7 protein-coding genes are annotated in these 13,753 nt (G+C 48.7%); 4 read left to right on the top strand and 3 right to left on the bottom strand.

From position 1 onward, the window contains the following. Positions 1 to 51 precede the first annotated feature (51 nt). Both RF007C_RS11455 and RF007C_RS11450 read right to left on the bottom strand, forming a co-directional pair. Positions 52 to 465, bottom strand: a complete 414-nt coding sequence (locus tag RF007C_RS11455) for a bis(5'-nucleosyl)-tetraphosphatase (RefSeq protein WP_019680028.1) — start codon at positions 463 to 465, stop codon at positions 52 to 54. 337 nt (positions 466 to 802) lie between these two features. Next, entirely contained in the window at positions 803 to 4,690 is a 3,888-nt protein-coding gene (locus RF007C_RS11450; protein WP_037299935.1) for an endo-1,4-beta-xylanase, read from the bottom strand. A gap of 530 nt (positions 4,691 to 5,220) precedes the next feature. Between RF007C_RS11450 and yicI the strand changes: the two genes are divergently transcribed. Together yicI and RF007C_RS11440 are read left to right on the top strand one after the other, a co-directional pair. Further along, a complete protein-coding gene (gene yicI / locus RF007C_RS11445) occupies positions 5,221 to 7,539 on the top strand; it encodes an alpha-xylosidase (RefSeq protein ID WP_037299933.1) in 2,319 nt (772 codons plus the stop codon). 84 nt (positions 7,540 to 7,623) lie between these two features. Then, positions 7,624 to 8,805: a CPBP family intramembrane glutamic endopeptidase gene (locus RF007C_RS11440; RefSeq protein ID WP_161634888.1), complete on the top strand. Its 1,182-nt coding sequence runs from the start codon at positions 7,624 to 7,626 to the stop codon at positions 8,803 to 8,805. A 108-nt stretch (positions 8,806 to 8,913) separates the two neighbouring features. On the opposite strand, the gene RF007C_RS11435 is transcribed toward RF007C_RS11440, so the two are convergent. Next, positions 8,914 to 9,897: a CPBP family intramembrane glutamic endopeptidase gene (locus RF007C_RS11435; protein ID WP_037299929.1), complete on the bottom strand. Its 984-nt coding sequence runs from the start codon at positions 9,895 to 9,897 to the stop codon at positions 8,914 to 8,916. A 140-nt stretch (positions 9,898 to 10,037) separates the two neighbouring features. On the opposite strand from RF007C_RS11435, the gene RF007C_RS11430 reads away from it, so the two are divergent. Both RF007C_RS11430 and RF007C_RS11425 read left to right on the top strand, forming a co-directional pair. Continuing rightward, entirely contained in the window at positions 10,038 to 11,765 is a 1,728-nt protein-coding gene (locus tag RF007C_RS11430) for an ABC transporter ATP-binding protein (RefSeq protein WP_037299927.1), read from the top strand. After that, positions 11,765 to 13,654: an ABC transporter ATP-binding protein gene (locus tag RF007C_RS11425; RefSeq protein ID WP_019680032.1), complete on the top strand. Its 1,890-nt coding sequence runs from the start codon at positions 11,765 to 11,767 to the stop codon at positions 13,652 to 13,654. The genes RF007C_RS11430 and RF007C_RS11425 overlap by 1 nt, the downstream gene beginning before the upstream one ends. Positions 13,655 to 13,753: the final 99 nt, after the last annotated feature.

Below are 13,753 nucleotides of genomic sequence, written 5' to 3'. Positions count from 1 at the left end.
AAAGCGATATAAACAGAAAACGCCCCCACTTTTGTGGGGGCGTTCCGTTTTTCAGTGATTTTCCTTTATTGCGCTCTTTGCCTTGGCTACAATAGTCCGGTCGTTCTCATAGGAGAGAATATTTCCCGCATAGGAGATGTCTACCCAGCGAATCTCCGCAATTTCTCCTTCCTGAGGTGAAAAGTCAACATTCTTTGCCTTTGCAAGAAAGTAGACAACGACCTTTACCGTGTCTTTTTTCGGTGAATAGGTGACGGTCTCTCTGAATGTCGGATCAATGATAACATCAATGGAGGTCTCCTCCATTATCTCACGACGGGCAGTTTCAATTTCGGTTTCGCCCTTTTCAACGTGCCCTTTTGGAAAGGACCAGTGACCGCTGTTGATATGCTTTATCAGCAGTATTTCCGTATTGCCGTGGTATTTCCGATAGACAATGGCGCCGCATGATTTCTCGTGAAGCATATACCTTCCTTTCTTGTCCGATTTTCGGGCAGAATAAAAGCAATTCACCCTGCTTCAGCGGCTTTGAGGTGCTGCTTTTTTATGTAGTTCACAAATATTATATCATATTTTGTTCAATTTGTCTATACCCGATTATGTAAAAAAGAAATGAATTTTATATTTTTCTGCTGACAAGGGGCAGCTTTTATGTGAAAAACACATCATAAAACAAGAAAGCCGTGCTTGTTCAGCACGACTTTCCTGTTCTGATTTGTCCCTTACAATTTATTTTTGGAATTATATCAATCTGTGCGGCGCTTTGTGCAGATGCACCGCACAGATCAACATCGGAAAAGAATTATGACATTGACCAGCTGTCAAAGCTTACGTCGCCGTTAGCTATGAAGTAGATGTCAGAAGCTCCGCTGGGGAGATTTGTCATAGGTGTTATGATTTCTTCCATAGAGCCGCCTGCAGGCACCTCTATGTATGTGATAGCATCGCCTGTTCTTGAACCTGCAACTACCTTGATGATAGCGCCGTTCTTTGAAGAAGCCTTTGCTGTAAGTGTTCCGCTTACATTAGAGAAGTCAACCTTGCTGACCTTACCCCACTCGCCCTTCTTGAGCTCAAGTGTTGAGTTGCCTACGCCAGCTACGCTGATGCCCTTTGACTGATTGGACATTGTAGTTGCACGGATTGTCTGTGTAGGATCGAGGTTCTCGAGCTGGCTTACACCGTTCTGTGAACCATTACATGTGATCCTTCCGTTGCTTATAGTTGCCTTATCGATACAGGGTGATCTGTAGTTAAGACCTCTGCCGCCGTTAACACCCATATTCATTTCGAGTCGGCGTGAGTGGTAAAGTACGTAGTAGTTGCCCTTGAATTCGATAATTGAGTGGTGGTTGTTACCGCCGTTATCAAGTCTCTGTGAACCTGTGTTCTTGAATACAACGCCCTGGTATGTGTATCCCTTGAGCGGATCTGTTGATGTCATGTAACCGATATCAGCATTGCTGAATGACTGGCCGTTTGAACTTGCGCCGCCGGGAACATCCCAGTTGTGGCAGAATGAATAGTACCATGTGTTGCCGATCTTGATCATGCTCGAGTCTTCAAAGAGGTAAGGCGCACCGGGATCAATAGGTGTACCCTTAATTGAGATCATGTCATCGCCCAGCTCAACGATACGTCCCTGCTTTGTCAGAGCTTCCTGTCCCTTGGGAACGCCGCCGCCGTATGCCATGATAGCTCTGTCTGTTTCAGGATCATAGTAAACGCCGGGATCGAAGAGCCATGTTACGTTACTGTTAGGTGTATTCCTCGAAATGAGTTCATGGCCGAGAGGATCCTTTACATTCTTGGTGAATGTCGGGTCATCAGCTGTGATAACGCCGATACCTGAACCGTTGTTTGCAAAGTAAAGGAAGAACTTATCCTGTCCCTTGATATTTTTCCATGCAGCATCAGGTGCCCATGCGTTGTTAGCCCATTTTGCAATAGGAGTGCCGTTTACTCTTGTTTTTGCAACCGGGATCTGACCGTGGTCTGTCCAGTTTACAAGGTCTGCTGTTGATAAGCAGTTGATATAGCCTGAAGAATAATCGTTTTCGATCATCTGGCCGTTCTTGTATGCGAATTCATCAGCTGTTGTGTAAACGTAAAGTCTGCCGTCATATACCAGCCAGCCGGGGTCAGCGCCGAAACGCTGAGTATAAATAGGATTGTTCTCGTTATCCTTTTTCCATGTTTCTGCCAATGTTACATTACCAAATTTACTTGCCAGAGCTGTAAGATCAACTTCTGGAACGGGTGGTTTGTTTACGGGGAATTCTGTTATCTTCTTGAGTACGTACTGCTGGAGGAGTACCAGGTCTGCGACCTCAAAGGTCTTGTTCTGGTCAACATCGGCAGCCTTCTGAGTCATTGCATCGTCGAAGCCGCCCTTGATGAGGCCCTTTCTTGCAGTTATCATATCAAGTGAATCTATGCACTCGTCAAAGTTTACGTCACCGAGTACGACCTTGCGTACCTTAGGCTGTCCTGCACCGTCGATCACTGTACCTGCGGGAGCGCCGATAGCTTCGTCGATGTAGAAGTTTCCGTATACGTTCTCGTCGGTAGTCTCAACGTAGAGCTGAAGGTCTGAAGCGTCAGCGGGTATCTTGAAGTTTGTATTTGCAAGCTGTACCCACTCGCCCTTAGGTGATGAAGCGATAGCAACCTGATCGTAATGAGGATCGTTGGAGCTGTCGTTGTACTGGAGAGTGAGCTTGAATTCCTGTGTTTCCTCGCTGCCATCCAGATAGCAGGCATTTACTGAGAAGCTGTACTCCTCACCGTTCTGGAAGATCGAAGGATCGAGACTGATAGCAGCGCCGTTCCATGAAGCTGCACGGTCTGTAACGTAGAGAGACTTGCTGCCTGCGTACTTTGTGGTGCTGCTTGTAGCAACTGAGGATGAACCTCTGCCTGTCCAGTTGTCTTCCGAGTCCTCAAATGTGCTGTGGAACCAGTATCCCTCGCTGCTTACCTTTGGAGGCTCAACAGGTGTGGGAACGAATCCGCTGCTTCCGGGTCCCTTATAAGGAAGGCCTACGCCCCACTGGCTGTCGGGGATGATGGAAGTAACAGATGAGTATGCAGCCTTGGGCTGATTGTTTCCATCGTAGAGGAGAGGAGCATTGCTCTTTCCTGTAGCCTTGTCTGTTCCTACCCATGAGTTATTGTCGTTAGGGCCCCATACCTGTACGAGAGTTACATTGCCCTTGTACTTGCCACTCTTGTTAGCTTCAACAGCGTGCTGGAAAATAGCCTTGTACTTTTCAGCCTGCTGCTGTAATGAGTACTTGCCGCCCTCTGTGGAGATATCCAGCTCTGTTACCTGTACATCCAGGCCGAGGCTGAGGTAATCGTCCATTGCAGCCAGGTAGGAAGGTGTTCCGCCCCAGTCATACTGACCTGAAGCTGCACTGACGTGTGACTGCATTCCCATGCCGTCGATGAGTCCCTTTTCCATGAGAGGCTTGAGGATCGTATTGATTATGCATCTCTTCTTGTCGCCTGAGAACTCATTATAGTCATTGTAGTAGAGCTTACAGGTGGAAGGAGCATATTTTCTTGCATATGTGAATGCCTTCTCAACGAAGGAGTTGCCGCCGTATACCTGTACCCATGATGATCTGTCGTTGCCTGTGGTAGGTCTTGCACCGCCGTTGTTGGCTGTGCCGTCGTAAACTACCTCGTTGCATACATCGTATGCGAAGAGATCAAGGTCGGGGTATTGTGTCTTGAAAGCGGCGAACATATTCTTTATGTAGCTTTCCATACGCTTATCCATTGTGGAAGCGTTTACATAAGCGCCGTTATCGTTGAAGTTCTCTTTGAAGAACCACTCACGTGTCTGGCTGTGCCATACGAGAGTATGTCCTCTGAAGCCGAGGCCGTTCTTTACGCAGAAATCGCAGATAGCTGCGCAGCTGTTGAGAGATACCTTTACATTCGTATCTGTAGAACCGCTCTGTACGAGAGTATCCCAAGGCTTTGTCTCGTTCTCGCACTCGATAGCGTTGCAGTCCTTGAGCAGTATGCCCTGGATACCGCTGTTTCTGATGGTCTGTCCGTTGAAGATATTACCTACACGGAAATAGTCTGCGAACTCGTCCTTAAGGCCCTTGCCTGCGGGAGCAGCGTGTGCTTCGAGCTCGGCCTTGTTGCCCTTGATAAGGAAATCATCAAAGAAGAAGTCCTCAGTGGAATCGTTGGTGAGCTTTACCTTGAACTCGTAGCTGCCCTCGGGAGCGGTATAAGTGCTCTTGAGCTCTGTCCATTCGCCTGCGGGAACGTTCTTGGAAGCAAGCTCGACTGTGGTCTCCTTTCCTGTTTCTTCGTCGATAGTAAGAAGTGAAAGGCGGAATTTTTCAGCTGTATTGCTGTATACCTTCACACTGTAGGTATAGCTGTCACCGCCAAAGAGGTAAAGACCCTTTGAAGAAGCAGCACCGTCTTCGGGTGAAGTACGTCCTGATACCTTCATACCTCTTGACATTCCGGTGCCTGCTGCAGGCTGCGCAGTCAGCTCGACTGTTTCTCCGTCGTTATACCAGCCTTCGTAATTGCGTTCAAAATCGTTGTAGACGATCTGAGCAGCATATGTACGCTGTACTACTTCCGGGAATACAGTAACTACCCCTGAAAGGCAACCTGCAGCCGTAAGGCTTGCAACTATTCTTTTGACTTTCATAAATTCTCCTCCTCGTAAAAAATTTTATATTTTTCGGACAACGGAATGATAGTGTGCATATCATTTCATTCTGTTACACTCATTTTACTTCAATAAAATATAGTTTGCAACTCAAAAAATACAGATTAGGTGTACAAAATGACGGAAGTCTTAAAAAAAGGGGCAAAAATAAAAAAATAGGTCACGATATTACTATTAATAGCATAAAAGTGTTATATCGCTAAACGAGTGACATTTTGCATATTATGTTATGTGGTGTTCTGCTTTATGTTATGATTAAAAAATGCCAAAATGATGATATAACCATAAATTGCGGTGGCAATCGCAATTTTTGAACAAAGAGCATTTTTCAAACATTATGCTCATATAAACACTGAAATCACAGAATCTTAAAGTACCATTTTATATTTTGCGAAAATTGCCTTAAGCTAAAAAAAAGAGTAGTTAAGCGGATTGAAAAGTTCATAAAAACATGATATGATGATACTATCATGACATTTTGAACATATGGGGAAAGGGTGTTGAAAAAAATGAAGGTTTCCGACGGATTCTGGCTCAGCAGACCGGGCTACAATGTGCACTGGGCAACACAGATATACGAGGTGCGGACTGATGAGAGCTCAGTGACTGTGCTGGCTTCTTCTCATATCATATTAAATCGCGGCATGACTCTGGGCGGTCCGGTGCTGACGGTGAGGTTCTCTTCGCCTATGGAGAACTGTATAAAAGTGAGTATCGGACATTTCTGCGGAGAGCCTGACAGGCAGCCGTCCTTTGAGCTCAATGAGGGCAGCGGTTTCCTTCCCGTGATAAGACGCTGTGCAGATGGCTGTACTGAGCTCATTTCGGGGCTCACCGCCGTAAGGATAGGCAAAGAGGGCAAGGAATGGGATATTTCATACAGATATGACGGAAGATACCTTACCGGTTCCGGCAGGAGGACTACATCCGTCATAACCGAGGAGCCGTGGCACAGAAAGCTCACCGAGGAGGAGCAGTCGGGACACAGCTTCTTTGCTAAGTCGGATAACGGAGGCAGCACCTATATACGCGAGATGCTCAATATCTCCGTGGGAGAATATATATACGGCTTCGGCGAGAAGTTCACAGCCTTTGTGAAAAACGGTCAGACCGCTGAGATATGGAACAATGACGGCGGCACCTGCACCGAGCAGAGCTACAAGTCGGTACCCTTTTTCGTTTCGTCGGCAGGCTACGGAGTATTCGTTGACACCCCCGAAAAGGTAAGTTTCGAGACAGGCAGCGAGAATGTGTCGAAAACCGCCTTCTCGGTGCAGGGTGAGTCCATGAGCTACTTCCTTTTCGGCGGAGAAAGTATCGCGGACGTGATAGAGAGATACACCGTCCTTACAGGAAGACCCGCGCTTCCGCCGCCCTGGTCCTTCGGACTGTGGCTCTCGACCTCCTTTACCACGGATTACGACGAGGAGACTGTCAGCTTTTTTATTGAGGAGATGAAACGCAGGGATATCCCCCTTGATGTTTTCCACTTTGACTGCTTCTGGATGAAGGAAATGGAGTGGTGCAGCTTTCAGTGGGACAGTGGAAAATTCCCCGAGCCCGGGGCCATGCTTGCAAGGCTGAAGGAAAAGGGGCTGAGGATATGTGTGTGGATAAATCCCTATATCGGGCAGAAATCCCCTGTATTCCGCGAGTGCGCCGAAAAGGGCTATTTCATAAAAAACAGAAACGGTTCGGTTTTTCAGTGTGATATGTGGCAGCCCGGCATGGCTGTGATAGACTTTACCTGTCCGCAGGCAAGAGAGTGGTTCGCAGATAAGATACGCGGCCTTCTGGAAATGGGCGTTGACGCGGTAAAGACCGATTTCGGCGAGCGTATCCCCACGGATGTGGTCTATTCTGACGGCTCGGATCCTTTCAGGATGCACAACTACTATGCTTATCTCTACAATAAAACGGTCTTTGAGGCAATAGAGTCCGTGCGCGGCAGGGGCGAGGCCTGCGTTTTCGCAAGGGCGGCCACCGCATGCTGTCAGCAGTTCCCCGTACATTGGGGCGGAGACTGCTTCTCGGACTACGAGTCCATGGCCGAGACTTTAAGAGGAGGACTTTCCCTGTGTATGTCGGGCTTCGGATATTTCTCCCATGATATCGGCGGCTTTGAGTCCACAGGCACTCCCGACCTGTACAAGCGCTGGACAGCCTTCGGGCTCATGTCCTCACATTCGCGCTTCCACGGCAACAGCTCCTACCGTGTGCCGTGGCATTTCGACGAGGAGAGCTGCGATGTGACGAGGCATTTCGTGAAGCTCAAGGGCAGGCTGATGCCATATCTCTGGTCAAATGCGGTAAGGACTCATCTTACGGGCATACCGATGATGAGGGCTATGGCTGTGGACTTTACCGGCGACAGGAGTGCCCTTGCCGTGGATACTCAGTATATGCTGGGCGATTCTCTCCTTGTGGCTCCCGTTTTCAGGGAAGACGGCGAGTGCAGCTTCTACCTTCCTGCTGGAGGCATATGGACGGATATCCAGACAGGGGAGGAGCTCCGCGGTGGAAGCTGGTACACAAGAAAGTATGATTATTTCGGACTTCCGCTCTATGCACGGCCGGCCTCCATTATCGTTTACGGAAGCTTTGAGGATACTGCCGATTATGACTATACCTCGGCCATGAGGATAGTACTGTACGGCTTTGAGGACGGGGATTCCGCAAAGACCTGTGTATATGACCGTAGCGGTGCCGAGGCTGTCAGCATAAGGGCTGTACGTGAGGGGAATGCGATACGCCTTTCCGTAAAGGGTGCGGCAGAGCCATTTGCTGCCGAAAGTACGCAGGGACTGGGCATAATTGTCACAGAGTGAAATATTGTTTTTTTCTCTTTACATTTGTCGGCATTTGTGGTAGAATAGGTTCAGATATATATGAAAGGCAGGACAATCACAGATATGAACGATACACAGGGTTACAGCGCAGAGTACGCGGCGCTTAACCATGAGATATATAATCTGACGCGGCAGCTTGAAGCCAAGGAAAAGGAATGCCGCGAGTCAAATAAGACCGATTTGCTGGATCCCTTTGATAATCCTACCGAGTACCGCTGGTACAGGGACGATTATTCGGAGATACTGCCGTGGATAACCATGCCGGAGTTTTCTGTGCCCTTCGAGCCTGCAAAGGTGGAGAGGAACGCTATCAGGAGATTTTACAATATAGGCGGATTTACGGCGCTGTTCCAGTTCATCGTATCAAATGTTCTTGCACTGGTGCTCATTGTGGGCATACAGGCCATACTCAAGAGCATGAACCCCGAGGCGGCTTCGGGAGCCATCTCCCACTATATGGAAAAGGGCGCTATCTTCGTTTCTATAAATATGCTCATATTCCTGTCAGCAAATGTGGGATTCGGCTTTATAGGACTGAAATGGGCGAAAATAAAGCCTTCATCGCTGATAAAGACGCGGGATTATTCATTGAGTGATGTCTTTATTCACTGTATGGCGGGTCTTTTCATCTGGACGGCGGCAGCTTTTCTGGCAAAAGGCATTGAAGACGTCTTCTCTCAGTACGGTTTCACTACGGACGTTATGGATTCCGATTACGGCAATACGGGACTGGGAATCGCGGTGCTCACGCTTTACACCTGCATCATCGCTCCCGTTACCGAGGAATTTTTCTTTCGAGGCGCTCTGATGAAGATCTTTGCCAAGGCGGATCAGAGATTTGCCATAATTGCTTCTGCAGTATTCTTCGGACTTGCACACGGAAATATCCCGCAGTTCATGCTGGCCTTTCTTATCGGCATATTCATGGGACATATCGACATGAAGCACAATTCGATACTTCCTTCGATCATCGTGCACATCTTCATAAATACTATGGTAACTGTATTGTCACTTCTTGACGGATACGATACCGCAAAGGCTGCGGTTGCTCTGGTCGTTATCATTGCTGCGGTGGCAGGACTTATATTCCTGATCATATTCCGCAAAGGCAGCAGACTTCCAATGTCCACTCCCGCACAGAAGCTGAGAGGCTTCTCCATAGCAAAGACCTCTGTGGGCTGCATACTGGCCTTTGCTTTCCAGCTGACCTATCTTGTGCTGCTCATACTTGAAACAAAGGAATAAAAAGGCTGTATGCACAGCCTGATGCAGGAGAGACGAAAAATATCCTTCGTCTCTTTTTTTGCGCCAAAAAGCCCGTAAGCAGTTCTGTACCGCTTACGGGCTGTGTTTTTATGCCTGAGGCTGCGCTGCTTTTGACGCTGCCGAGGATTTTTTGTAAAGTGCCGCAAGAACGGCTGCAACGCCTATACCAAGGGCGATCGTCGTGAACAGGCTGCCTTCGATACCGAATTCGCCGCCTGTGATGTAGTCCTTTGAGGAGACTGCTGTGGTGCGGAATACCGACTCGGTGTCTCCCGAGCCGCTGACGCTGATGCCGTAGAGATTTCCCTGAGTGAAGTTCCACATGGAATGTATAGCGGAAACTCCCCAGATATTATCGAAAAGTATCATGTAAAGAGCTGCAAATGCGCCGAACAAGGTAAGATTTATGAAGGGGACAAGGCCAAAGCCGGGGTTTGTGGCATGGGCAAGTGCAAATCCCACTGAGCTGATACCCACAGCAAGGGCGGTATGATGTCCGCTTCCTCCGATAGTAGTCATGAGGTAGCCGCGGAAGATGAATTCCTCGCTCATACCCTGCACCACAAAGCCCAGGAAGAACATCGCTATGACAAAGTAATTGACATTTTTGCAGGCAGATGTGCTGCTTGCGCCTGTGACACTGCTGAGAAGCACTATGACAGACATGAGTGCCGCGCCTATCAGCAGGCCAAGGAAATAACTGCCGAAAATGCCCTTTTTCCTTGCACCCATGGAGCGTACAGGTCTGAGCTCTATGCAGCGGCAGTAGAAAATGGCTGCCAGAGTGCCGAATATGGTACTGAAAAGCGTGGGCACCATTATCTTTGGATCCATTGAGACTATCTGCGATGCCTTCATGGAGAGTTCCCATTCATTGCCCGAAAAGCCATCTGCCGAGAGCCTTGCCATTTCTTCCTTCATGGCTCCCCATGAGATGATGGCGGGGGGAATGGTCTCGAGTATGAGTATCACTATGAATACCAGTATAAAGCTTATTATTATCTTGAAAATGTTCTTTGAAGCGTGGGAGCCTGCTGCTTCATCGAACATTTTTGGTCTGTAATTCAGCATCAAAACACCTCCGTTCTCTATTTTACAATAGTAATCGGCTCTTGTCAAGGAGTAAGGCGTTTTTCTGCCGATTTGACAAGATACATTATAAATGGTAAAATTAAATTTAGACTGTTTTTCAGTCTGAAAGGGGAATACAGATGTACAGTACTATTTTTTCTCATGTAGGAAAGTATAAAAAAGAGGCTTATCTCTCACCTTTGACCATTGTGGGAGAGGTACTCATGGAGGTCCTGATACCAATGGTAATGGGACTCATAATAGATCACGGAATAAGGAAAGGCAATATCGGCTATGTGGCAGGAATGGGCGGCCTTATGGCAGTCATGTCGGTCTGTTCCCTTTGCTTCGGAGCTCTTGCGGCGCGGTTCAGCGCAGTGGCGGCAATGGGCTTTGCCAAGAACCTGCGCAGCGCACTTTTCCGCAAGGTGCAGGGCTTTTCATTTGCCAACGTGGATAAGTTTTCCACGGCCTCGCTGACTACCCGTCTTACAACGGACGTTACAAATGTACAGAACGCCTTTATGATGTTCATACGCATGGCGTTCCGTTCGCCTATAATGCTGGTATGCGCCACGATCATGGCAGTAAGGCAGAACAGAAGGCTTTCCGTGGTATTCCTGTTTGCCATACCCGTTCTGGCTTTTGCGGTGTTCTTCATAATCTCAAAGGCTCATCCGCGGTTTGAGAAGATGCTGAAGAAGTACGATGAAATGAACGGAAAGATACAGGAAAACCTCGTAGGCATACGTGTGGTAAAGGCCTTTGCCCGTGAGGAGGACGAGAAGAAAAGCTTCGGCGAGAATACTAACAGCGTCCGTCTTGCGCAGTTCGCGGCGGAAAAGCTAGTGGTCATGAATATGCCGATCATGCAGCTGGTAATGTATGCCAGCATAACGGCTATACTCTATTTCGGCGGCCATATGGCTGTGAACGGTAACATAGAGACAGGCGAGCTGTCCAGCTTCATCATGTATGTGAGCCAGATACTCATGTCGCTGATGATGCTTTCCATGCTCTTCATAATGTTCGTTATCTCAAGAGCGTCCCTTCAGCGTATATATGAGGTCCTTGCAGAAGAGCCCACCATTACAGCTCCCGAGGGCGCCGGTGCGCGGGCAAGAGACGGCTCCGTCCGCTTTGAGAATGTGAGCTTCAGCTACTATGACGATATGGGTAATCTTGCCCTGGATCACATAGATCTGGATATACATTCGGGCGAGACCATAGGGATAATCGGCGGTACGGGCTCTTCAAAGACATCTCTGGTACAGCTCATACCCCGTCTTTACGACGCTACGGAAGGAAAGGTATTTGTGGGCGGTCACGACGTCAGGGAGTATTCTCTTGATACCCTGAGAAGTCAGGTCGCTATGGTACTTCAGAAAAACGTGCTCTTCTCGGGAACTATCAGGGACAATCTCCGCTGGGGAGACGAGAATGCCACCGACGAGGAGATCATCGAGGCCTGCCGCTCAGCCTGTGCTCACGATTTCATAATGAGCTTCCCCAAGGGCTACGATACCGACCTCGGACAGGGTGGCGTGAACGTTTCGGGCGGTCAGAAGCAGCGTCTATGTATTGCAAGGGCACTGCTCAAAAGGCCGAGGATAATAATACTGGACGACTCCACCAGTGCTGTTGATACCGCTACGGACAGCAGCATAAGAAAGGCATTCCGCGAAAAGCTGGCGGATACTACCACCATCATCATAGCTCAGCGTATAACCTCGGTAATGGACGCTGACCGCATTATCGTCATGGACGGCGGCAGGATAACCGATATAGGTACCCACCGGGAGCTCATGCAGTCCAGTGAGATATACCGCGAGGTATATGACTCACAGCAGAAGGGAGATGATGAGTAATGCCTCCCAAGACACAAAGAGCAGCGGCAAAGCCCGAAAACGCCTTTGCGGCTCTGAAGCGTATATTCGGTTATATGTACGGTTTCAGGATACAGTTCGTACTGGTGGTCGCAGGCATATTTTTCAGCTCGGGCGCGGGCATAGCGGGAAACTACCTGCTGAAGCCCATATTTGACAATATCGGTGATGCACTTAAAACGGGGCACTGGAATTACGGCAGATTCATAGGTCTTCTCACGGTAATGGCTGTGATATATGCTATAGGAGCTGTCTCGTCATTCTTCTATCAGCGCATGATGATGAAGATCTCAACGACTACGCTCATGCGCATAAGGAACGATCTCTTCAACAAGATGGAGATGCTGCCCGTGCGCTTCTTCGACAAGCATACTCACGGCGAGTTGATGAGCCTCTACACAAATGATACCGACGCTGTACGCGAAATGCTGAGCAACAGTATCGCTCAGTTCATAAGCTCCGCCATAACCATCGTGGGAGTGTTCATCGTTATGGTGGTATACAGCTGGCGTCTTACCATTATAGTGATAGCGATGCTTTTCGTGATCATAAAGGTCATCGGCTTTGTGGGTTCGCGCAGCAGCAAGGGCTTCATCGCACAGCAGAAGGCTCTCGGCAGCGTGAACGGCTACATCGAGGAAATGATAGACGGACAGAAGGTAGTAAAGGTATTCTGCCACGAGGAAAAGGCAGGCGAGGAATTCGATGCTCTCAACGAGGAGCTGTGCAGGGCGGCTACCCATGCCAATACCTTTGCGAATATACTCATGCCCATAATGAACAATCTCTCGTATATACACTATGCAGTTACGGCCATAGTGGGAGGTATCTTCGCAGTAAAGCACATAGGAGGCATGACTATCGGAACGGTAATATCGTATCTTCAGTATACCCGTTCCTTCTCGCAGCCTATAACACAGGTATCCCAGCAGCTGAATTCGGTGCTCACCGCTCTGGCAGGTGCCGAGCGTATATTCCGCGTTATAGACGAGGAGCCCGAGACCGATAACGGCTACGTTACTCTGGTAAATGCCGAGATAGCTCCCGACGGCAAGATCACCGAGACCGACAGGCGCACGGGACACTGGGCGTGGAGACATCCCCACAAGGCTGACGGGACCGTTACTTATACTGAGGTGCGGGGCAACGTTGAATTTGACGATGTGGTGTTCGGATACGAGCCCGGCAAGACAGTCCTCAACGGCATCTCCCTCTATGCCAAGCCCGGTCAGAAGATAGCCTTTGTAGGTTCTACGGGAGCAGGCAAGACAACTATCATCAATCTCATAAACCGCTTCTATGATGTGCCAGAGGGCAAGATACGCTACGACGGCATAAACATAAACAAGATAAAGAAGGCCGACCTGCGCCGTTCGCAGTCCATAGTTCTTCAGGACACCCACCTTTTCACCGGCACTGTCATGGAGAATATCCGTTACGGAAAGCTTGACGCCACCGACGAGGAGGTCTACGCTGCTGCAAGGCTTGCCAATGCGGACAGCTTCATCAGGCACCTTGAAAACGGCTATGATACAATGCTTACTGCTGACGGAGCCAATCTTTCCCAGGGACAGAGGCAGCTTCTTGCCATTGCGAGAGCAGCTGTTGCGGATCCGCCTGTGCTTATCCTGGACGAGGCCACAAGCTCTATAGATACCCGTACAGAGGCTCTTATCGAGAAGGGCATGGACTCTCTTATGGAGGGCAGAACGGTGTTCGTCATAGCTCACAGGCTTTCTACTGTACGCAATTCCCATGCGATCATGGTACTTGAGCAGGGAAGGATAATCGAACGCGGCAGCCACAGTGAGCTCATAGCGCGGCAGGGCAAGTATTATCAGCTGTATACGGGTATGTTTGAACTCAGCTAATTATACAATTCAAAAATCGGGGGAAGTACAAAGTTTGTTCAATTATAATCTTGAATCCCTTGTATTTCTCATGTTATTATTATTACAGAAAATACTGAA

Origin of the sequence: Ruminococcus flavefaciens 007c (assembly GCF_000571935.1) — a bacterium.
Taxonomy (GTDB): domain Bacteria; phylum Bacillota; class Clostridia; order Oscillospirales; family Ruminococcaceae; genus Ruminococcus; species Ruminococcus flavefaciens_F.
The sequence above is the reverse complement of the archived record's forward strand: the minus strand, read 5'-3'. Positions and strand labels throughout refer to the sequence as shown.